This window comes from Brevibacillus sp. NRRL NRS-603 (assembly GCF_003013445.1).
Classification (GTDB): domain Bacteria; phylum Bacillota; class Bacilli; order Brevibacillales; family Brevibacillaceae; genus Brevibacillus; species Brevibacillus formosus.
Window position 1 is genome coordinate 19,703 of sequence record NZ_PXZN01000038.1, and the last position, 22,269, is coordinate 41,971.

Annotated in this window: 20 protein-coding genes; 17 read left to right on the plus strand and 3 right to left on the minus strand. The window is 47.8% G+C overall.

The features are described from left to right. Positions 1 to 48: 48 nt before the first annotated feature. From C7R94_RS24390 to C7R94_RS24400, 3 genes are all read left to right on the plus strand, one after another. Positions 49 to 852: a basic amino acid ABC transporter substrate-binding protein gene (locus tag C7R94_RS24390; protein ID WP_106785307.1), complete on the plus strand. Its 804-nt coding sequence runs from the start codon at positions 49 to 51 to the stop codon at positions 850 to 852. An 87-nt stretch (positions 853 to 939) separates the two neighbouring features. Beyond that, complete coding sequence (locus tag C7R94_RS24395; RefSeq protein WP_047069746.1) at positions 940 to 1,614, plus strand: amino acid ABC transporter permease; 675 nt, start codon at positions 940 to 942, stop codon at positions 1,612 to 1,614. Positions 1,615 to 1,699: 85 nt separating this feature from the next. Then, positions 1,700 to 1,897, plus strand: coding sequence for a cold shock domain-containing protein (locus C7R94_RS24400; RefSeq protein ID WP_047070322.1), 198 nt, complete (start codon positions 1,700 to 1,702; stop codon positions 1,895 to 1,897). A gap of 64 nt (positions 1,898 to 1,961) precedes the next feature. On the opposite strand, the gene C7R94_RS24405 is transcribed toward C7R94_RS24400, so the two are convergent. Continuing rightward, on the minus strand, positions 1,962 to 3,014 hold the full coding sequence (locus C7R94_RS24405; protein ID WP_106785308.1) for an HD-GYP domain-containing protein: 1,053 nt from the start codon (positions 3,012 to 3,014) through the stop codon (positions 1,962 to 1,964). A gap of 209 nt (positions 3,015 to 3,223) precedes the next feature. Here C7R94_RS24405 and hpf point away from each other — a divergent pair, with 209 nt between their 5' ends. From hpf to prfB, 4 genes are all read left to right on the plus strand, one after another. After that, on the plus strand, positions 3,224 to 3,787 hold the full coding sequence (gene hpf / locus C7R94_RS24410; RefSeq protein ID WP_047069744.1) for a ribosome hibernation-promoting factor, HPF/YfiA family: 564 nt from the start codon (positions 3,224 to 3,226) through the stop codon (positions 3,785 to 3,787). A 197-nt stretch (positions 3,788 to 3,984) separates the two neighbouring features. After that, the gene (gene secA / locus C7R94_RS24415; RefSeq protein ID WP_106785309.1) at positions 3,985 to 6,504 is read left to right on the plus strand and encodes a preprotein translocase subunit SecA; all 2,520 of its coding nucleotides are present in this window, start codon (positions 3,985 to 3,987) and stop codon (positions 6,502 to 6,504) included. Positions 6,505 to 6,749: 245 nt separating this feature from the next. After that, complete coding sequence (locus C7R94_RS24420) at positions 6,750 to 7,211, plus strand: hypothetical protein (RefSeq protein WP_106785310.1); 462 nt, start codon at positions 6,750 to 6,752, stop codon at positions 7,209 to 7,211. Positions 7,212 to 7,325: 114 nt separating this feature from the next. Next, a protein-coding gene (gene prfB / locus C7R94_RS24425) for a peptide chain release factor 2 (RefSeq protein WP_106785311.1) occupies positions 7,326 to 8,439 on the plus strand; the annotation gives its coding sequence in 2 pieces (ribosomal slippage) (positions 7,326 to 7,406 and positions 7,408 to 8,439; 1,113 coding nt in all). On the opposite strand, the gene C7R94_RS24430 is transcribed toward prfB, so the two are convergent. After that, the gene (locus C7R94_RS24430) at positions 8,429 to 9,865 is read right to left on the minus strand and encodes a PAS domain-containing sensor histidine kinase (RefSeq protein ID WP_106785312.1); all 1,437 of its coding nucleotides are present in this window, start codon (positions 9,863 to 9,865) and stop codon (positions 8,429 to 8,431) included. The genes prfB and C7R94_RS24430 overlap by 11 nt on opposite strands. A 143-nt stretch (positions 9,866 to 10,008) precedes the next feature. Here C7R94_RS24430 and C7R94_RS24435 point away from each other — a divergent pair, with 143 nt between their 5' ends. From C7R94_RS24435 to C7R94_RS24480, 10 genes are all read left to right on the plus strand, one after another. Continuing rightward, the gene (locus tag C7R94_RS24435) at positions 10,009 to 10,278 is read left to right on the plus strand and encodes a YciI family protein (RefSeq protein ID WP_047069739.1); all 270 of its coding nucleotides are present in this window, start codon (positions 10,009 to 10,011) and stop codon (positions 10,276 to 10,278) included. Between the two features lie 76 nt (positions 10,279 to 10,354). Continuing rightward, the gene (locus tag C7R94_RS24440) at positions 10,355 to 10,744 is read left to right on the plus strand and encodes a c-type cytochrome (protein WP_106785313.1); all 390 of its coding nucleotides are present in this window, start codon (positions 10,355 to 10,357) and stop codon (positions 10,742 to 10,744) included. A 136-nt stretch (positions 10,745 to 10,880) separates the two neighbouring features. Beyond that, positions 10,881 to 11,921, plus strand: coding sequence for an N-acetyl-gamma-glutamyl-phosphate reductase (argC, locus tag C7R94_RS24445; RefSeq protein WP_106785314.1), 1,041 nt, complete (start codon positions 10,881 to 10,883; stop codon positions 11,919 to 11,921). 13 nt (positions 11,922 to 11,934) lie between these two features. After that, complete coding sequence (gene argB, locus C7R94_RS24450) at positions 11,935 to 12,780, plus strand: acetylglutamate kinase (protein WP_106785315.1); 846 nt, start codon at positions 11,935 to 11,937, stop codon at positions 12,778 to 12,780. Then, positions 12,743 to 13,924, plus strand: a complete 1,182-nt coding sequence (locus C7R94_RS24455) for an aspartate aminotransferase family protein (protein ID WP_106785316.1) — start codon at positions 12,743 to 12,745, stop codon at positions 13,922 to 13,924. Before argB ends, C7R94_RS24455 begins: the two co-directional genes overlap by 38 nt. A gap of 148 nt (positions 13,925 to 14,072) precedes the next feature. Then, positions 14,073 to 15,179, plus strand: coding sequence for a carbamoyl phosphate synthase small subunit (locus C7R94_RS24460; RefSeq protein WP_106785317.1), 1,107 nt, complete (start codon positions 14,073 to 14,075; stop codon positions 15,177 to 15,179). Then, on the plus strand, positions 15,172 to 18,414 hold the full coding sequence (carB, locus tag C7R94_RS24465; protein WP_106785318.1) for a carbamoyl-phosphate synthase (glutamine-hydrolyzing) large subunit: 3,243 nt from the start codon (positions 15,172 to 15,174) through the stop codon (positions 18,412 to 18,414). The genes C7R94_RS24460 and carB overlap by 8 nt, the downstream gene beginning before the upstream one ends. Then, a complete protein-coding gene (argF, locus tag C7R94_RS24470; protein WP_106785343.1) occupies positions 18,359 to 19,330 on the plus strand; it encodes an ornithine carbamoyltransferase in 972 nt (323 codons plus the stop codon). Before carB ends, argF begins: the two co-directional genes overlap by 56 nt. A gap of 431 nt (positions 19,331 to 19,761) precedes the next feature. Next, positions 19,762 to 20,313 (plus strand): DUF5317 domain-containing protein, encoded by a 552-nt coding sequence (locus C7R94_RS24475; RefSeq protein ID WP_106785319.1) that lies wholly within the window; start codon positions 19,762 to 19,764, stop codon positions 20,311 to 20,313. Beyond that, positions 20,297 to 21,634, plus strand: a complete 1,338-nt coding sequence (locus C7R94_RS24480) for an HD-GYP domain-containing protein (RefSeq protein ID WP_106785320.1) — start codon at positions 20,297 to 20,299, stop codon at positions 21,632 to 21,634. Before C7R94_RS24475 ends, C7R94_RS24480 begins: the two co-directional genes overlap by 17 nt. Before the next feature lie 28 nt (positions 21,635 to 21,662). Here C7R94_RS24480 and C7R94_RS24485 read toward each other — a convergent pair whose 3' ends face one another. Further along, complete coding sequence (locus tag C7R94_RS24485; RefSeq protein WP_106785321.1) at positions 21,663 to 22,202, minus strand: histidine phosphatase family protein; 540 nt, start codon at positions 22,200 to 22,202, stop codon at positions 21,663 to 21,665. Between the last annotated feature and the right edge of the window lie 67 nt (positions 22,203 to 22,269).

Consider the following 22,269-nt stretch of genomic DNA (forward strand, 5'->3'; position numbering starts at 1 on the left):
TGCTGGGGACAAAATGGGCAGATAGAGAGTCACAAGGGGGATTTCGAAATGCGTATCGGGACAAATTGGTTCAAATCGCTCGCGTTGGTCGTCGGTGTGGGGGTACTCCTCGCAGGCTGTGGATCGGGTGGTCAGCAAACGTCTGGCAATGGCGGAGCGAGTGGTGGTTCAGGTGACAAGGTGTACGTAGTCGGTACAGATGCGGCATATCCACCGTTCCAAATGCTTGAGGCTGACAAGATTAGTGGCCATGACATCGATGTGATGAACGCGATCGCGGAAGCTGGCGGATTCAAGATCGAGTGGAAAAACACAGGGTGGGACCCGCTTTTTGATGGACTGGACAAAGGGACGGTTGATATTGGAATCTCGTCCATCACGATCACGGAGAAGCGCAAGGAGAAATACGATTTTTCGGACTCATACTTTGAAGCGAACCAACTCATTTTGGTAGCGGAAGATTCTCCAGTGACGAAGCTGGCAGATTTGAAAGGAAAGAAGATCGGAGTTCAAGCTGCTACCACAGGTGAAGAAGTGGTTAAAAAGGCGTTTGGAGATACGTATGAAGGCTTGAAAGGCTATGACGACATGCCGTCCTCTGTTGATGATTTCTTTAATGGTCGAGTAGAAGCTGTGATTGGCGACAATGGCGTTTTGTCATACTACGTGAATAAAGTAAAAGATAAGAAATTCAAGCTGATAAAAGATGATTCCTTTGAAAAGGAATTTTACGGAATTATAGTAAAAAAGGGCAATACGGATGCCATGAACAAAATCAACGACGGATTGAAAAAGATAAAAGAAAATGGAAAGCTGCAGGAAATTTACACCCAGTACTTTGGCAATAAGTAGGCAGCAAAATGGCCGGGTGCGTCCTTCGACGTAGCCGGCGTTTGTTCGCAACTTGGCGTGCTGACATGAAGAAGGGAGGATTAGCCATTGGACTGGAGTGTCATCTACGACTACCGTGAACTGTTTATCCGAGGCATTATTAATACGATTTTACTAACAGCTGTGGCTACGGTTTGCGGAACATTTTTAGGGTTGTTCATCAGCTTGGGCAAAATGTCCTCCAAGCGAATCTTGCGTTGGACCTGTTCGATTTACGTAGAGCTGTTTCGGGGAACTCCGATGCTGGTCCAGATTTTGCTGATTCATTTTGCGGTGATTCCGTCGATTTGGGGTATTCTGTATCCGGGAGCGAGCAGCCCGGAAGCGATTTATTCAGGCTTCGTCGCGCTTTCACTTAATGCAGCTGCCTATATGGCGGAAATCTTTCGGGCTGGCATCCAATCAATTGATCCGGGGCAAATGGAAGCGGCACGATCGCTTGGCATGAACAAGGGACTTGCCATGCGCCAAATTATTCTTCCGCAAGCGTTTACACGAATGCTGCCCGCGATCGGAAATGAGTTTATTGCTCTTTTGAAAGATTCGTCTCTTCTGGCAGTAATCGCGACACCGGAATTAAATTATGCGGCGATGAACGTGGCGAAAAGCACCTTTGAGCGGTACCCCCCGTATTTAACGGAGGCGGCGGTTTATTTGGTACTTACGTTGTTCTTGTCCCGTGTAGTCGTGAGAGGACTAGAGAAAAAATATTCCACACGGTGAAGAGTGAGCGAGTGGAATCAATCGCCTGAATTGGGGAAAGCTAGACTTGATTTTATTTTCACAAAAGAAAGGGTTGTGCTGTTTCATGCAAGGCAAAGTAAAATGGTTTAATGCAGAAAAAGGGTTCGGATTTATTGAACGAGAAGACGGTGATGACGTATTTGTCCATTTTTCGGCGATTCAGTCGGACGGGTTTCGTTCGTTAGATGAGGGACAGGCTGTAGAATTCGACATTGTGGAAGGGGACCGCGGTCCACAAGCGGCGAACGTCGTGAAGTTATAAACAAACAATAGCAAAATCCCCCTGGTTCCTTGATCGGACAGGGGGATTCGTTTTTTCCACGTGTTTAACTGATCATTCTTTGAATGCGTAGGGAACGCTGGAGTCTCAGGTCTATAAAATCATTCCCTCTACGAACGAGAGGCCGCATAGGCTCATCAGTATGAATCATAATGATTTCGACGTGGTCGCCATTGTTCAAAAGCGCATGGGAGCCGACGTAAAGTAAGATGATGTAATGGATAAAACGAGATACAATCATCGGATTTAATTGGCCTGTACAAGCTGACTCCCACAGAACATTCGCGGCTTCAAAGGGAGAGGTTCCCTTCCGATACACGCGATCTGTGCATATCGCATCAAATGTGTCTGCGACACTGATGATTTGGCATTCAAAAGGGATGCCATCTTTTTTTTGTCCGAGGGGATATCCACTTCCATCCCAACGTTCGTGGTGCATCAGAGCGCATTGTGCCAGCAAGTTGTCGGCATCGTCCATGGTGCGCAGGAGCTCGTAGCCGTATACGGTATGCTTTTTCATAATCGTATACTCTTCGTCTGTCAAACGCTCTGGCTTGGACAGCAGCTCATCGGGAATTTTCATCTTGCCGATGTCATGGAGAAGACCTGCAAGGCCCAAAAAATGAACATCGCGTTGCGGCAATCCTATGATTTTTCCAATTAAGGCTGCCACGATACCTACATGCAGGGAGTGGCGATACGTGTAACTTTCTGTTCCTTCATTCAAATAAATGAAGCGCAGAAACCTCATGTGATGAAGAACCTGATCGAGCATCGGATGAACAGCGTCGCTAAATTGTTGCAGTCGGGGAGTATCCCCATTTGCGAGCTGGTTAAATAAATACTCGGTTTTTTGTACCGCTACCATATAGGCCTTTGCAGCCTCTGCCTCACTCCAATGAAGGAGAGGAAAAGGCATTTCGGGTGCTTCCGAGTCAGTAGTAACGTGTACGGCTTCCACTTGATGAGCCTCAAGCAATCGTATATCACTAAGATGAAGGTTTGCACCAGCGGGTAATAAAAGCAGGCCATACTCATTGTAGACGTCTTGAGCGAGCGTTGTTCCGATAAGTGAATGGGAAGGTTTTACCTCGGCCATGAGGATTCCTCCAGTGCGATGTACGACCGCGATATAAGATGGGATGACTACCTCTTCTATTATAGCATAGGGAATCTAGTAAGTATTGGTAAAATAATGTCGGATATTGATGGTTTGTAAAAGATTTGCAAAGATTTTTTTAAGCTGAGTGGGAGGATTATTTACAGAAGTGGCGAATACCTATGTATAGACGGAAGGAGGTTGGAACCATGAAATTTAACATTCGTGGAGAAAACATTCAAGTCACCGCTGCGCTTAGAGAATATGTCGAAAAGAAAGTCGGCCGTCTGGAAAAGTATTTTGAAACTCCACAGCCTACAGAAGTACAAGTCACCATGCATGTACATCGTGGAGAAGGCACGATCGAGGTAACTATCCCACTGAGTGGGGTCATTATCCGAGCGGAGGAAACGCACGAAGATATGTATGCTGCTATCGATCTGGTAGTAGAAAAGCTGGAGCGTCAGATTCGTAAACACAAAACGAAGCTGATGAGGAAGCTTCGAGTTGATTCGACAGGAAGAATCGCACAGCGTGAGAGTCAGCCAGTAGCAGTCATGATCCCGGAAGTGGATGAGGATGATATCGACATAGACATCGATATCGTTCGAACCAAACGCTTCGATCTGAAGCCGATGGATGCACAGGAAGCGGTCATGCAGATGGATATGCTGGGACACAGCTTCTTCGTTTTCCAAAACAGTGACACTAATGACGTCAGTGTGGTGTATCGCCGCAATGATGGGCGTTACGGATTGATTGAACCAAAATAACGAAACTTTACACATTCTCATTCGTATAAGACTAGGGAGTTGCTATTGGCAACTCCCTTTACTTGTGTAGAGGATGCTCTATTTGATAAAATATCTTTTTAGAAAGTATTATTTTCGTAGAATCGGTATCCTTTTTTATTATTGGACTCATGCCGGCTTGTGCATTTTGTTTGGCAGTATATGGAAGGGGTGTCCTCATGTTAGGACTCGTTAAAAAGATATTTGGCGATAGCAATGAACGTGAAGTAAAGAAAATGTTTAAGCGTGTAGAAAGTATCAACGCGCTGGAACCAACGATTAAGGCACTCTCGGATGACCAATTGCGGGAGAAGACAGCTGAGTTTAAGGCGCGCTTGGCAAATGGAGAAGAACTGGACAAAATTTTGAACGAAGCGTTTGCCGTTGTGCGTGAAGCATCGATCCGTGTACTGGGCATGCGCCACTTCGATGTCCAAATGATTGGTGGTATGGTGCTTCAGGAAGGCCGTATCTCCGAGATGAAGACGGGTGAAGGTAAAACGCTGGTTGCGACACTGGCTACATACCTGAATGCTCTGATGGGAAAAGGCGTCCACGTCGTTACCGTGAACGAATACTTGGCTGAGCGTGACTCGACTATCATGGGTAAGCTGTATAACTTCCTCGGACTGACAGTCGGTTTGAACAAGAACGGACTGAGCCCTGAAGAAAAACGCGAAGCATACGCGTGTGATATTACGTATGGTACGAACAATGAATTTGGCTTCGATTACTTGCGTGACAATATGGTTTTGTACAAGGAACAAATGGTGCAACGTCCACTCTTCTTCGCTATCATCGACGAGGTGGACAGCATTTTGATTGACGAAGCACGTACGCCGTTGATCATCTCCGGTTCTGCTAACAAATCGACAGAGCTGTATTATATCTGCTCGCATTTTGTGAAGCGTCTGGAAGAAGAAAAAGATTTCACCATCGACGAGAAGCTGAAAATCGTCAGCCTCACAGATGATGGTGTGAGCAAGGTCGAACAGGCATTCAACATCGACAACCTGTACGATACGGCACATACCACGTTGAACCACCACATTACAGCGGCGTTGAAGGCTCAAGTTTTGTTCAAGCGCGATGTTGATTATGTAGTGCAGGAAGGCGAAGTTGTGATCGTCGACGAGTTCACTGGCCGTCTGATGGTTGGACGTCGTTACAGCGATGGCTTGCATCAAGCGATTGAAGCCAAAGAAGGTCTGCGTGTCCAAAGCGAGAGCATGACACTGGCGACTATTACTTTGCAAAACTACTTCCGTATGTACGAGAAGCTGGCGGGTATGACAGGTACAGCGAAGACGGAAGAAGAAGAATTCAAAAAGATTTACGGTCTCGATGTTGTGGTTATTCCAACGAATAAGCCAGTACAGCGTATCGATTCACCTGACCTTGTATTCAAAACAGAGGCAGCCAAATATCGTGCAGTTGTAAACGACATTGTCGAGCGTCATAAAAAGGGTCAACCGATTCTGGTAGGTACCATCTCCATCGAAAACTCGGAACGCTTGTCCCAAATGCTGAAGCAAAAAGGCGTACCGCATAACGTATTGAACGCGAAGCAGCATGAACGCGAGGCGGAAATCGTTGCACGTGCAGGTGTGTACGGAGCGGTTACCATTGCGACAAACATGGCGGGTCGCGGTACGGACATTCAGCTTGGCGAAGGTGTTGCGGAGCTGGGCGGTCTTCATATTATCGGTACAGAACGTCACGAGAGCCGTCGGATTGACAATCAGCTGCGCGGTCGTGCTGGTCGCCAGGGGGACCCGGGTTCATCCCAGTTCTTCCTCTCGATGCAAGATGAGCTCATGCGTCGTTTCGGTGCGGACAATATCATGAATATGATGGATCGCTTGGGGATGGAAGAGGATATGCCGATCGAGAGCCGTCTGGTTACTCGTGCGGTAGAATCTGCGCAGAAGCGTGTAGAGGGTTCGAACTTTGACGCACGTAAAGGCGTTCTCCAGTACGATGATGTCATGAATCAGCAGCGTCTGGTTGTCTACAAACAGCGTAAAGACATCCTGGAACAGGAAAACCTCAGCGATGTTGCTTTGAATATGATCTACGCAGTAATGGAGCGTGCAGTGTCTCTGCATTGTCCAAAAGAAGAGGTACCAGAGGATTGGGATCTGCAAGCACTGGCCGATGCAGCCAATAATGGATTCCTCCATGAAGAATCGATTACGGCTAAAATGCTGAAAGGCAAGGAAGCAGAAGAAATTCTCGAGTTGTTGAAAGCAGAAGTCGATAAGCAGTACAAACAGCGTGAAGAAGAAATCGGTGAATCGATTCGCGAGTTTGAAAAAGTCGTCATTCTGCGTGCTGTCGACAGCAAGTGGATGGATCACATCGATGCGATGGATCAGCTGCGTCAAGGTATTCACTTGCGCGCTTATGCACAAAACGACCCGCTTCGTGAGTACCAGTTCGAAGGATACGAAATGTATCAAGGTATGCTGGCTGCTGTTCAAGAAGAAGTCGCTATGTATATCATGAAGGCCGAAGTCAGCCAAAACCTTGAGCGTCAAGATGTCATTCGCGGTCAAGGAATCGATCCGAGTAGCTTGCAAACCTCCGGACCATCTGATCGTCCAGATCCGGAGACCTCCGGTGATGCTGATCCGAAAAACCGCGCACAGCGTCGCGCTCAGGAGCAAGAACGCAAGCGCCAAAATAAGAAACACTAAGCAATAACAGAACATTCTTCTCGTATCGGCAAATTCGGTACGAGGGGAATGTTTTTTTCTTGCCCATTCCTAATGCCTTGACAGTATTCGTCCTCATCCATTCTTCCTCGTCTGATATTAACGATCTATTTGTCTAACACTGGTAAAAGTGATCGAACGATTCAAGTGGTAATTATCTGAAAAATAAATAGAATCGTAAGTACAACACTTTTACCAAAAATTCACGAAGACGGGGGAATGAACAAATGAGAACGTCAGTGAACGTGATGGGGATACAAACAAAAAATATTATGGAGCGCATTTCCGTTACTTTAAAAGCAGTCTTACAGACAGGAAAAGAAAATAAAAAAGTACAGCTCATTGAAAAGGAGGAGGGGATCGAATTACCGAGAGTCATCTCAGCGCAAGACCCGGTCTTTGAGGACAAGAGACTGATGGAGGAAATTCCGGAACCGAATTGGAAGGAGGCCTTAATTGCACATCCGAATGGAATGGTAGATCGAACGCGTGAAAGTCCACTAGCCAAAAAATATCGAAAAACACACAGTGGAAAGCGACAAGCTATCATCAAGCAAGCATACCAGCTGAAAGCAAACAAAGCTCGGCGTACCCATCTCTTTCTGGTTGCTGCATCGCAGACGGAAAATAAACAACCGCATGAAATCCGAGACCTGAGATCCTCGCCATCACCACCGGTGGCAACGTGACAAAGAGTAGCGGCGAAGTCCCTTTTCTAAACGTGACAAGCTGCCGTATTTGCGCATCGGGCAAATTACGTTACAATAAAACATAGCTTACGTAAAGAGAAGGTGATTCGCAACATGGCATTAATCGATATTGCGGACATCAAACAAGAGATGTCTAGCATGGCTAAGCGTTTAGCGGATATTAGGGGGTCTCTTTGACCTCCCAGTAAAACAGGAACGAATCGGTGAACTGGAAGAGCGCATGCTGGCACCCGATTTTTGGGATGACAATGATGCAGCGCAGAAGACAATCAGTGAACTGAATGCAATCAAAAGCCTCGTGGAGACGATGGCCAAGCTGGATTCTCAGTACGAGGATCTCCAGGTAATGCTGGAGCTCGTCATCGAAGAAGGGGATACGTCGCTCATTCAAGATCTGTATGACAGTACGCAGGAGCTGCGGAAGTCATTTGAGAGCTTTGAGCTGGAATTGCTTTTGAGCGATGAATACGACAAAAACAACGCCATTCTGGAGCTGCATCCGGGAGCGGGTGGTACGGAGTCCCAGGATTGGGCGTCCATGCTTCTGCGTATGTATACACGTTGGGGGGATGCCAAGGGCTTCAAGGTCGAAACATTGGACTATTTGCCTGGCGATGAAGCCGGTGTAAAAAGTGTTACTCTCCTCATTAAGGGCTACAATGCGTATGGCTACCTCAAATCAGAAAAAGGGGTTCATCGTCTTGTGCGGATATCTCCGTTTGATGCCTCTGGACGCCGACACACATCGTTTGTGTCTTGCAACGTCCTGCCGGAGATCGAAGACGATAATGCGGTAGACATACGTACAGAAGACCTGAAAATCGATACGTATCGTTCCAGTGGGGCGGGTGGCCAGCATATCAACACGACGGACTCCGCTGTACGGATTACTCACTTGCCTTCTGGGATTGTGGTGACGTGTCAAACAGAACGCTCCCAGATTAAAAACCGGGAGCGTGCGATGAAGATGCTGACGGCACGACTGTTTGAGAAAAAACGGGAAGAACAAGAGAAAACGTTGGCCGCTATTCAAGGTGAACAAAAAGATATTGCGTGGGGCAGCCAAATTCGTTCCTATGTCTTCCATCCATACAGTCTGGTAAAAGACCACCGGACGAATATGGAGGTAGGAAACGTTCAAGCCGTCATGGATGGTGAAATTGATTCGTTTATCGATGCCTATTTGCGCGCACAGATTAATCGTTAAACGAAACAGTAGGCTTCAAGGCTTTTGGTATGGAAATCGATACGGTGGTTCCTTTGCCGACATCGCTGGCGATGTTGATTGTACCGCCGTGATCGCGAATAATTTTTGAGCTTACCATTAACCCCAGGCCAGTTCCTGTTTCTTTTGTACTATAAAAAAGCTCTCCTAATCGGGGAAGTAGCTCGGCAGGGATACCTTGTCCTTGATCGCTGATTCGGATGATAACATCGGAAGTGCGCTCTACAACCTTGATTGTGAGATTTCCACCTAACGGCATGGCTTCCATGCCGTTTTTTATGATGTTTATAAAGACTTGCTTGATTTGATATTCCTCACACAATATGAGGGACGTGACTTGCGGAAAATCAGTAAGAATAGATACATTTTTAAGAAGTGCCTGCGGTTCCAAAAGCTTAATGACAGACGAAAGCAATGGCAAAAGGCCGTTGGGAGCAAATCGCAACGTTTGCGGCTTCGCCATTATCAAAAGCTCACTGGTAATCGAGGTGATCCGGTCGATTTCGGAACGCATAATTTGCAAGTATTGCTGATTGGCGAACTTGTCCCCTTCCATGAGTTGAATAAACCCTTTCAAGGCCGTAAGCGGATTGCGAATTTCATGGGCGATACCCGCGGCAAGCTCTCCTAGAACGGACAGCTTGTCAGAGTAACGAAGCAATTCCTCTGATTGCCGACGTTCTGTAATATCACGCGCCACAAAAACCGCGCTGAGAATATGACCGTTTGAACAAACGTCAGGTGTCCCTTTCACATCGAATAGCAACATTCTACCGTCTGGGTGCAGGTAATGGTACTCGGCGTCGAGTGTGATCTTCTGCTTCAACATTTGAGCAAAATCGCTCTTGGCGTTGGAAACTTGCTCAGGATGAATCAAGATCGAAAAATGCTGGTTGATCACTTGATCAATCGTGAGACCAGTTACCGCCTGAACGGAAGGGGAAGCGTAGGTAATCATTCCATCCACATTTACAATGAAAATCAAGTCCATAATGTTTTCGGATATTAACCGAAAGTTCTCTTGCATCTGGTGAAGAGCCTCTTCCATTTTCTTTTGCTGCGTGATGTTTTTGGCAATCGTATAGCGACTGATGATTTCGCCGTTTTGAAAAATGGGAAAACTGGAAGCGATAATATCCACAACCTGCCCGTTTTTATGGAGCAACTGATAATGCTTATTTTTTCTGATTCCTGCAGAGAGGATTTGTTGTTGTTTCTTACTGTCGAGACCCTCAGTAGAAGCGAGAATTTCCCAAATGTGCATGCGCAGCAATTCTTGAGAGGTGAATCCTATCAATGCTTCACCAGCAGCGTTTACGCCTGTGAATCTGCCCTGCATATCGAACATGAAAACAGCGTCAGGATTGTTGTGGAAGAGAGATGTATATAACTGTATCTGCGTGTCCATACCTATCCGCCTCTCTGTTGCTACTTGCTACCTTTGAATCGTTCGCTGTTGAAAGGAAAAATCCTACCAGACCAAAGTCCGTATTCATAATTATGTTATACTTCATGAAAGAAAAAGGTCATGAAAAAGGAGAGAAACCGTCCATGTTATATGCCGCATTTTTGCCAATCGTGAATCAAGAGCTGAATGCTCAAGTAAGACCTGCGCATCTTACGTATATCAATGATTTGTACAAGCAGGGAAAAGTGTTTATGGCAGGACCTTTCACAGACAAGCTCGGGGGATTGGTTATTTACAAAGCAGATTCTCTGGAAGAAGCTCGTAAATTGGCGGAGGCTGATCCAGTTGTTGTAGAAGGCGCTCGGACGTTAGAGTTGCGTGAATGGAGTCCGTTGGAATTTCCTTTGTCCTAAATGGCTGTCCTAAGAATGAGAAGTGGAAGTCGGAGGCATACTTAGCGAAGAAATCCGAATAAAGGAGGGAACAGCCTTGAAACGTATTCCACTCGTTTTGACAGCGGCTGTACTCGCATTCTCGCTAAGTGCCTGTGGTACCAGTAATCAAACACAGCCGCCAGCACAACAACCAGCGACAGACACGCCGGCAGCCGAACAACCAGCAACAGAAGCACCTTCGACGACACCATCCGGCAGCTATGATGCAGCAACTGCAGAAACCATGTACAAAAATACTTGTTCAGGCTGCCACGGACAGACGTTGGAAGGGGCAGTTGGACCGAACTTGCAAAAGATCGGCAGCCAGTTGAACAAGGACGAGATCATGGGCATTTTGGAAAAAGGAAAAGGATCAATGCCTCCGGGTCTCGTTACCGGAAAAGATGCAGAAAACATTGCTGCATGGTTAGCGGATAAAAAGTAAACAGGGCAACAAACCAGCGCTTGAGCAATCGGGCGCTTTTTTCTTTGGCCGTAAAAAAGATTTTCTGTTGTATTCTGAATGGATTTTTATTATTATTCATGTATAAAAATACACTACAGGATAAAGGGGAGAGAGCATGGTTCGGGTCGGGATTGTTGGGGCAACGGGTTATGGTGGCGCGGAGTTGATCCGTCTTTTGGCTGGGCATCCGCATGTTGAGATTGCCAATTTATATTCAAGTTCATCAGAAGGGGAGAGCTTGGAGAAATCGTTTCCACATGCAGCTGGGCTCGGGTTGCCCACATTGTCACCAATTGATGCAGACAGCATGAGCGATGTGAACGATTTGATCTTCCTAGCTACACCTGCGGGAGTAAGTAGCACGCTGTCTCCGAAGCTGGTCGAAAAAGGCGTGAAGGTGATTGATTTATCTGGGGATTTTCGTCTAGAAAACGGTGCGGTCTACAAAACGTGGTACAAACATGAGCCAGCTCCGTCCCAATGGGTAGACGCGGCGGTTTACGGTTTAACCGAGTGGAATCAAGAGCAAGTGGCGGGTGCCAGTCTCATAGCGAATCCAGGGTGTTATCCCACCGCTACACTCCTCGCCTTGCTTCCGCTGGTAAAGACAGGCTGGGTACAGCCTAACAGTTGGATTGTCGATGCCAAATCGGGTGTGTCCGGCGCTGGACGTGGAGTATCGCTCGGTGTACATTACGGCGAAATTAATGAAAGCATTCATGCTTATAAAGTTGCGAGTCATCAGCATACACCTGAGATTGAACAGGAGCTGGAAAAACAGAGCGGGGAAGAGACGCTTGTTCAATTTACTCCGCATTTGGTGCCGATGACCCGAGGGATTTTAGTCACGGCTTACGGACAACTAGCAACTGACGTCACACAAACACAAATCCAGGAGCTATATGAAGCTGCTTATGGGGATAAGCCTTTTGTGCGTGTACGTCCTGCAGGCAGTCATCCACGTACCAAAGAAGTTTATGGCTCCAATTACTGCGATATCGCCATCCATGTTGACCAGCGCACGAAGCGTGTTATTTTGCTGTCGGTAATCGATAACATGATGAAGGGCGCAGCCGGTCAAGCTGTACAAAACATGAATGTCATGTTTGATTTGCCTGAGATAACGGGCTTGCCGCTGGTACCTGTATACCCGTAGAGGAGGAGAGCAGATGCAAGGAATTGTTGTGATCAAATGTGGCGGAAGCACCATGGATCAGCTGCCTGACTCCTTCTTTCAGGCGATCGCCGGACTGCAGGCGCAAGGACAAAAGATCGTCATCGTCCATGGGGGCGGACCTGCTATTAACAGTATGCTCGATCGAGTTCAGATCACTCCGCAATTTGTCGATGGGCTTCGTGTTACCTGCGAGGACACGCTGCGTGTTGTAGAGATGGTCTTATGCGGCAGTATCAACAAGGCGCTGGTGAAAAGGCTGATACAGGCAGGAGCCAAGGCTTGGGGAGTAAGTGGAATCGATGGTCAGACCCTTTTGGCAACAAAAACGCCAAAGCCACTCGGGTGGGTAGGAGAAATGAAGAAGGCTGATACCACCATTCCGAAAGCGATTCTTGAGCAGGGCTACGTCCCGGTGATTGCTCCCCTTTCCGTTAGTGAAGATGGCACAGAGACATATAACGTCAATGCGGATGTAGCCGCAGGAGCGATTGCAGCAGCACTTAGCGCCGAAAAACTGATCATGGTGACAGATGTTCCGGGCATCATGCAGCCACAGACAGACGGAACCAAGGCAGTAGTGCCAGCTACAAGTGCAGAAGAGATACAGGAAATGATTCGGGAAGAGATTATTACTGGCGGAATGATTCCGAAGGTTCAGGCAGCTATCGACGCTCTCGGACAGGGTGTGGAGCAGGTTGTCATCTGCCGGGGAACCGCTGAAGATCTGCTCGGTGTTTGTGCGGGGCAGGCAGTGGGGACAACAGTCCGTATGAATATGCTCAATGAGGAGGGAAATGAATATGCATACAACAACAGCGCCTGTGCATCTCATGAATAACTATGCAAGATGGCCAATCAGTTTGGTAAAAGGACAAGGAAACCAGGTGTGGGATGATCAAGGCAAGCAATATCTCGATTTTACCTCAGGAATTGCCGTGACCTCGTTAGGGCATGTCCCACCAAAAGTAACGGAAAAGCTGCACGAACAGCTCGATACGTTGTGGCATTGCTCGAATCTAGTGCATGTTCCTCAGCAAGAGATTTTGGCGGAAAAGCTGAGCCGTTTGTCTGGACTGGATCAGGCTTTTTTCTGCAACAGTGGAGCAGAGGCGAATGAAGGCTTGATCAAGCTCGCCCGCCGCTATGCACAAAAAATAAAAGGGACCGACCGTTACGAAATCATCAGCTTTGAACAGTCTTTTCATGGACGGACATTGGCTACCCTGACGGCTACTGGACAGGAAAAGGTGAAGGATGGCTTCGCACCATTGCCGCAGGGATTTGTCACCGTTCCTTACAACGACCTTGATGCGGTCAAGTCAGCCATTACAGACAAGACGTGCGCGATCATGCTGGAGCTGATTCAGGGAGAAGGTGGCGTTCATCCGGCAGAAGAGGCGTGGGTGAAGGCGCTGCGTGAATTGTGCGATGCGCACGGATTGCTCCTGTTGATTGATGAGATACAGACTGGGATAGGCCGCACGGGTACATGGTTTGCCTTCCAGCAGTATGACGTAAAGCCAGATGCGATTTCATTGGCAAAAGGCTTGGGAAGTGGTTTCCCGATTGGAGCGGTCGTCGCGACCAAAGAAGTAGCAGAAGCGTTTGCTCCGGGTACGCATGGTACCACTTTTGGCGGGAATCCATTGGCAGCAACTGCTGGAATCGCGACGCTTGCGACGATGGAAGAGGAGCAGATTTTGGAGCGGGTAGCCCATATCCATGACGTATTGATCAAAGAGCTGGAGAAGCTCAAGGCAGAGCATCCAGACAAAGTGGTTACGGTTCGGGGAAAAGGACTGCTTCTCGGTGTGGAACTTACGATTCCTGCTGGTGAGCCGGTCGCGTATGCACGGGAAAAAGGAGTCATTATGCTGATAGCTGGCCCGCAAGTAGTGAGACTCTTGCCTTCGTTTGTGACGACCGACGATGAAGTAAAGCAAGCCATTACCGTATTAAGCGAGGCGCTGTCGCAGGTTTAGATAAAAAAGCAAAGAATGCAACGGGTGGAAGTGATCAAAAAACTCGTTGCATTTTTATAATCTCGAATGTATATTAATACAAAAGGTTGCATAAATTTTCGGTAAGAGCGATCAGCCCGGTGCCTATTGGAGAGGAGTGGCTTTATAGATGGATAGAGAGAATCAATCGTTAGGAACAGGATATTTAACGCTGGAGAGCGGCGAGGTTTTTACAGGGAAGCTGTATGGCGCCCCCATTAACGGATTCGGAGAAGTGGTTTTTCATACAGGAATGACGGGATACCAAGAGGTGATGACAGACCCTTCTTTTGCAGGGCAAATTGTTACCTTCACATATCCCTTGATCGGAAACTACGGGATCAACGAAAAGGATTATGAGGCAGCCAAGCCAGCGTTGACAGGGATGATTGTCAGCGAGCTATGCATGGAGCCAAGCCATTACGAATCAAACATGACTTTGGCTCAAGCGGCAGAAGCATTTGGATTCCCAATCCTTGCGGGGATCGATACGCGAACGATTACCAAGCGCGTCCGTCAAGACGGTACCATATTCGGTGTCATTTCCGATCAGCCTATGCAGGTAGAGGAAGTGGTGTCCCTGCGCTATAAGCACGCCAAGAAATCATTAGTTGCCAACGTATCCAGACAACAAGTGGAGCGTTATCCGGGAACAGGCGAGCATGTCGTCTTGATTGACCTCGGCATGAAGCAATCGATTTTGGATGCACTTCTCCAGCAGGGCTGCCGTGTTACGGTCGTTCCTTTTGATACGAGTTTTGCCCAAATCAATGCACTCGCACCAGATGGCTTGTTGTTTTCCAATGGGCCTGGCGATCCAGAGCACTTGCTTGCGTATTGCAGCGAATGGCGCAAAGCCGTGGAGCAGTACCCGACATTGGGCATTTGTTTAGGGCATCAAGTATTGGCGCTGATGTACGGCGGCAAGACAGAAAAGCTCGCATACGGTCACCGCGGCAGCAATCATCCGGTCAAGGATCTGATGACTGGCAAAGTATATATGAGCTCACAAAATCACGGGTACGTGGTCAAGGAAGAGTCTCTGGATAAACGTCAGTTAACGGTTTCCTATCGCAATGTCAATGACGGTTCAGTCGAAGGACTGCGTCACGTCAGTTTGCCTGTTTTCAGTGTGCAGTTCCATCCGGAAGCACATCCAGGCCCAAGTGATACATCCCACATTTTCTACCAATTCTTGCAGTCGATGCGCGTAGTAGGAGCGAAGAGATATGCCTAAATTGCCACACATTCATAAAGTATTGGTCATCGGTTCTGGTCCGATCGTCATCGGGCAGGCAGCGGAATTTGATTATGCAGGTGCACAGGCGTGCCTTTCCCTGAAAGAAGCTGGCGTGCAGGTCGTGCTGGTGAATAACAATCCGGCTACGATCATGACAGATGAACAAGTAGCGGACAAAGTGTATCTGGAGCCGCTCACGGTGGAATCCGTGACAGCTATTATCGCAAAAGAGCGTCCCGATGGCCTCTTGCCTACGTTAGGCGGCCAAACGGGACTTAATCTTGCTGTTTCTCTAGCAGAAGCGGGCGTGTTGGAAAAGTACAGTGTGCAGTTGTTGGGTACGCCGCTGGCTGCCATTCAAAACGGGGAAGACCGTGAGCTGTTCAAGCAATTGATGCAGCAAATCGGAGAGCCTGTTCCAGAGAGCGATACTGTCGAATCTGTAGAAGCAGCCATCGAGTTTGCGAACGCTATCGGCTATCCAGTGATTGTCCGTCCTGCTTATACGCTCGGAGGAGCAGGTGGCGGGATCGCAGCGGATGAAGCGTCATTGCGAAAGGTTGCAGCAGGTGGCATTGCAGCTAGTCCAATCGGTCAGGTGCTGATTGAGCGGAGTGTAAAAGGCTGGAAAGAGATTGAGTACGAGGTTATGCGTGATGCTAATGATACCTGCATCATCGTGTGCAATATGGAAAATTTGGACCCGGTAGGGATTCATACGGGAGACAGCATTGTCGTTGCGCCATCTCAGACGCTGACAGATCGTCAGTACCAAATGCTGCGCAGCGTATCAACGAAAGTGATTCGTTCGCTTGGGGTAGTAGGTGGTTGCAATATTCAATTTGCGCTTGATCCGAATTCCGATCGGTATGTACTGATCGAGGTAAATCCTCGTGTAAGCCGTTCCAGTGCGTTGGCGTCCAAAGCGACAGGCTATCCAATCGCGCGGATCGCCGCCAAGCTCGCATTAGGCTACGGACTGGATGAGGTGCTCAATCCAATCACAGGCTATACGTACGCTAGCTTTGAACCAGCGTTGGACTACATCGTTGTCAAAATCCCGCGCTTCCCGTTTGACAAATTCCCACTGGCAGACCGCAAGCTGGGGACGCAAATGAAAGCGACTGGCGAGGTCATGTCGATCGCCCGCAATCTGGAAGCAGGACTATTGAAGGCAGTTCGCTCTCTGGAACAGGGATGCACACATTTGACTCGACCAGAGCTGGCATCCTGGACGCGTGAGGAGCTTGCACATTCCCTGCAGGAAGCGACTGATATCAGACTATTCGTTTTTGCCGAGGCGATCCGGAAAGGCTTTACAGAAAGTGAGCTGCACAATCTGACTGGTGTAGATCCGTTTTTCTTGCGGAGCTTGCGTAAAATCGTGGACTTGGAGGTAGAGCTGTCTTGCCACGATAGCAAAACACTGACCTCAGAGCTGTTGTTGGAAGCAAAGCGTCGCGGATTTGCAGATGAAACGATCGCTTCACTGATTGGTGCTACACCTGCTGAAATCAAATCACTTCGCCAAGAATCGGGCATTACGCCTACTTATAAAATTGTGGATACTTGTGCGGCAGAATTTGATGCCCAAACTCCTTACTACTATTCGGATTGGGAAGGAGTAGATGAGGTAGAGTCACTGGCTGGCCGCAAAGTACTGGTACTTGGCTCAGGTCCCATTCGCATTGGCCAGGGAATCGAGTTTGACTACTGCTCCGTGCATGCAGCTAAAGCGCTTCAGGCAAGCGGTATTGCGGCTGTCGTTGTGAACAACAACCCAGAGACGGTCAGCACTGATTATGAAACAGCCGACCATCTTTATTTTGAACCGCTTCACGTAGAAGACGTCCTGCATATCGCAGAACGCGAACAGGTTGAGGGCGTCATGGTTCAGTTCGGCGGTCAAACCGCGATCAATCTGGCAGCCAAGCTGGAGCACGCGGGTCTGAAAGTAATGGGTACGTCGCTTGCAGCCATCGAACGCGCGGAGGACCGCGAGCTATTCTACACCATGCTGCGCAAGCTGGACATTCCGCATATCCCCGGTAAAGGAGTATCGTCCTTGGAGGATGCGACCGCGATAGCGGAGGAAATCGGCTTCCCTGTTTTGATGCGACCTTCGTACGTCATCGGAGGGCAAGGTATGGTAGTAGTCCACAATATCGACGAGCTGCAGGCTACCATTCAAGACTGGTTGAACCATCCGAACATGAGTATGTTCTTTCCGCTCCTCGTGGATAAATACGTTCCAGGTAAGGAAGCAGAAGTAGATGCGGTATGTGACGGACACTCTGTCATCATCCCTGGGATTTTCCAGCATGTGGAGAGAGCGGGCATCCACTCAGGTGACAGTGTAGCCTTGTTCCCAGCTCCACATCTGACGGATGACATCAAGCATAAAATCGCGAGCTATACAGAAGCAATCGCGGGGGAAATGGAAGCCGTTGGGTTAATCAATATTCAGTTTGTCATTGATGGCGAGACGGTTTATGTACTGGAGGTTAATCCTCGTGCTTCACGGACTGTACCGATTACGAGCAAGGTGACTGGCATCCCGATGGTCCAATTGGCGGTTCGCGCACAATTGGGTGAAAAGCTGTCGGAGATGGGCTATGGTACAGGGCTTTTGCCAGAGATTCCGTTTGCAGTCGTCAAGGCACCGGTTTTCTCCACGATCAAGCTGAATGGTGTAGATCCGGTACTAGGTCCAGAGATGAAATCGACGGGCGAAGTTCTCGGCTTGGGGCATTCTTTCGAAGAGGCAGCAGGCAAGGCCTTTGCTTTCAAGGATAATTTGTACGGCGACTGGCAAAAAGGACAGTTGGTCATGATTTCTTTGGCAGATGGAGATAAGAAGGACGGCGTAAGAGAATCAATCGGACAAATGCAAGCAGACGGTGCCGATCTGGCGGCGACTCCGGGAACGGCCGAATGGCTGAAAAACGAAGGAATTGTCGTGAAGCATATCGTGGCAGATGAAGCGGCGTGGATCGACCTGTTGCAAGAGAAAGAAGCGGCCTTCGCACTTGTTACTGCGACGAAAGGCAATCGTCACGGCCGGACAGGATTTGCCCTGCGAAGCCGGATGGTGCAACAAGGTGTGCCATTGTTCTCCGCTGTCGATACGTTCGAGTTATACGTGAAGTCTATTATGAAGAAAAGAGGTGGCTCGCATGCAGCCAGTGAAGATATTGGAACACTTTCAAAACTTGCCATTACAAAAGCATAAAGGAAAGGATTTCTTGCGCGTCGATGAATTCAACGGGGAGGAATTGATGGAGCTGCTCCATCTGTCTGCTCACGTCAAGCAATTGCAAAAGCTGGGACAGCCATTCCAGCCTTTGCAAGGCAAGACGTTGGGGATGATCTTTGACAAGGCTTCTACTCGCACGCGCGTGTCCTTTGAAGTGGGAATGCATCAGTTGGGTGGCCTGGGGATGTTCATGAGCGGAAAAGAGCTACAGCTCGGACGCGGGGAGCCGATCAGCGACACAGCGAAAGTTCTCTCGCGGTACGTGGATGCCATCATGATTCGCACCTTTTCCCACTCCTATGTAGAAGAGCTTGCCGAGCACGCGTCGATCCCTATTATCAATGGCTTGACCGATCTGTACCACCCTTGTCAGGCTTTGGCTGATCTGCTGACGATCTGGGAGCATAAAGGCAAGCTGAAAGGAGTCAAGCTCGCCTATGTAGGAGACGGCAACAACGTGGCGAATTCACTGGTGCTGGGCGCAGCTCTGCTAGGCCTGGATGTGCGGGTGGCGACTCCGGTAGGCTACGAAATGGATGCAGCGATTGTCGCAAAAGCTACAGGGTACGCAAAACAAAGCGGTGGAAAAATGATGGTGACCACTGACCCGATAGAGGCTGTCATGGGGGCAGATGCTGTATACACGGACGTTTGGACTAGTATGGGTTTTGAAGAAGAAAATGAGGTGAGATTGAAAGCATTTGCCGACTATCAAGTGAACGAAAAATTGGTAGCAGCGGCAGATCGTGATTATCTCTTCTTGCACTGCTTGCCAGCACATCGTGGGGAAGAAGTGACAACCGGGGTCATCGACGGATCGCGCTCTGTCATTTTTGATCAGGCTGAAAATAGATTGCACGCCCAAAAAGCGATTTTGGCGGCGCTGGTGTGAACATAGTTCTAGTTAAATAGAACTAGTTGCAATTAAATCGAATAGACTATGAATCTATGATTGCCGAATTTTGTCACTTATGTGTAAAATAAAGGTAGGAAAGAAGCGAAGAAGTACGGACTGTATCTGGTCGCTTGGTCCGTATGGAGCCAGTAGCGAATCCGCCCTTTTCCGAAATGGAAAAGGAAAGGGGAGCAGGGGCTGTACTTGGTCGCTTGGCCTCTGCATCACGGACAGTAGCGAAGCCAGCTTTCTCCACTATGCCTAAAGGGGGGAAAAGAAAATGAAAAAATGGTTCGCGGCAATTATGATGGTGGTAGCAATCGTAGCAGCTACTTCTGCAAACTTCCATATTGGATAAATAAGCGTATTGGAGAAACAAACACCGCTTGGCTGAGTGGTGTTTTTTCTTCAAGCTTGGAGGAAACAACATGCTATTGGATGTAATTGCCCTATCTTTTCTCGTAGCATTGCTGCGAGGGGGAAGAATCAAAGAATTACCTAAGTTCAACCAAAAGAAACTTCTTATCGTTACCATATTGCTGCAGGCTTGTGCAGCCTTCTTCCCTACGATCGGTGGCATTTTCATATCGATCGCGTATGTGTTTATTTTGGCCTTCCTCGTTTTTAATCGAGAATTTGAAGATATGCGGATTTTTTTAATCGGCTGGTTTCTGAATGCGATTGCAATTTGGTCTAACAATGGAAAAATGCCAATCGATTTAGTTCAAGCAGCAAAGCTTCCTTATGATTTAGAGCCAGTTATAAACGGAACGAATTTCAAGCATAGTGTATTGACGGAAAGTTCAAATTTTCCGTTTTTGACGGATGTCATTTACATGCCATCTTTCATTCCTCGGATTATTAGCATCGGCGATATTTTTATTATGTTAGGTGCCTTTTTACTTGTTCAGCGATTGATGAATAAACCGATTTCATTACTACAACTTCGCGAAGGTAAAAGTTATGCGACAAAAAACTGATTTTGCGGTTTGGATAAAAGGGATTGTTGTCCAGGTTGGATTTGTCATTGCAGCAATCTATATTTTTTACACATCTTCATCCGAATGGGCTGCCCGTGAGCATTGGGGGGTAATATCTACCTACACCCTCCTGACCATTTTTTCCTGTTTTGCTCCCGTGCGTATATCTAATACGATTTTAACAGTGAACAATGCTGTCATCTTTTCGGGTATCTTGTTGTACGGAGTATGGGTCGGAGTATGGGCTGCTGTTATTGAATCTTTAATCATTGCTTTCCTGGTAAGGTTTAATCCGCTAAAAGCTATTATTAACATTGGGCAATTGTTAATGACTATATGGACAGTAGCGTTTTTGAAGGATTGGATCGAGGGCTTTGGAACTGTTTCTCCCATTATTAGCGATTTGTTTTTGGCTGTTGTGTATTGGTTTGTGAACCTGACTTTATGTGGATTGGGTATCTCCTACTTTCATCAAATGACCTGGGCGCGAACCGTAAAGATGATGGCAAAAGGCTTTACCTCGACTTACTTGTTGCTTTTGATTCTTGCCGGGGTAGGTTCACGATTAGTAGAGTTATATGGTCCGTTAACACTAATTCCTATGATGATTGCGTTTATTACGATCAGCTACGTATTTCATCATTACTATGACAATCTTCAAAGGCTTCAGCAAAAAGTAGAAGAGGTCAAATCATTCAATCACAACTTCTTAACGACGATGGCTGCTTCTATTGACGCACGAGATCGATACACAAGTGGACATTCTCAGCGTGTAGCTTACTGGGGAAGAGAAATTGCGAGAGATATTGGTTTGGCCGAACGAAAAGTGGAGGATGTTTATATCGGAGGAATCCTGCACGACATTGGAAAAATCGGTATCGAAGACGAAATTCTTAATAAAAAAGGAAAGCTCACTCCCGAAGAGTATGACAAGATCAAGCAGCACACGGTCATTGGCTACGAAATCATTTTGCAAGCAGGGATGTTCAATGAATTGCTTCCTGCGATTCGCTCACATCATGAGCGTATAGATGGCAGGGGATATCCGGATGGTTTAGCCGGGGATGAGATTCCGCTGATGGCGAGAATTTTAGCCATTTCTGATGCTTTCGATGCGATGGTTGCGGACAGGCCTTATCGAAAAGGATTGCCCGTGGAGGAAGCGCTTCAAGAAATCAGACGGGGTTCTGGTACCCAATTTGATCCGATATTGGCGGAGCATTTTATCAGAATCGTTCAGCGACTGCCGTGCGAAGAATTACAGAGCATTATCGGAATAGAGTCCATCCCACAAAAACAGTTACAGGAGGCAATCAGATGAGCTGCCCCTTGTAACTGTTTTTATTCGTTTACGACCATATGCGGACGATCTCTCTGGTTTCTAAATGACAGGTAAGCTTGAATACATCTGGATTGCTTAATTTCTCCCAATCGTGAAAGCCAAAGCGGTCATCAATCGATTTCATGAGTAAGGCCAGCAGGCATCCGTGGCTGACAAGCACGATATCGTTATGCTCGTCTGCTAAAATCTCAGTAAGCAACGAATTTGCCCGGTTGATAGCAGTAAGACTGGATTCGCCTCCTTCGAATTCAAGAGTCAGGTCATCGAACGTATCGCGCAGCCGCTCGAACCAATCCCCACGTGGTACTCCGCTAAGGACGCGCTCGACCAAACGCGTGTCTTCTTCAACCACGATTCCGCGTTCCTGTGCAAGTGGCCGGATGGTGGCAATCGCCCGATGATACGGACTCGAAATGATTCGATCAATGGGGGAACCTGCGAAGAAGGTGGCAAGCTCCCGAGCTTGTGCTTCTCCCTTTTCCGTGAGCAGGGCTTCGGGTTCTTGGCCAGCAGCCTGACAATGACGTACCAAATAAATTGTTTTCATAATCCCTCCAACAGACTTCTCCTATGGAATTCCTCCCTTCACTCATTCGCTGCCTTGGATAAGTTTC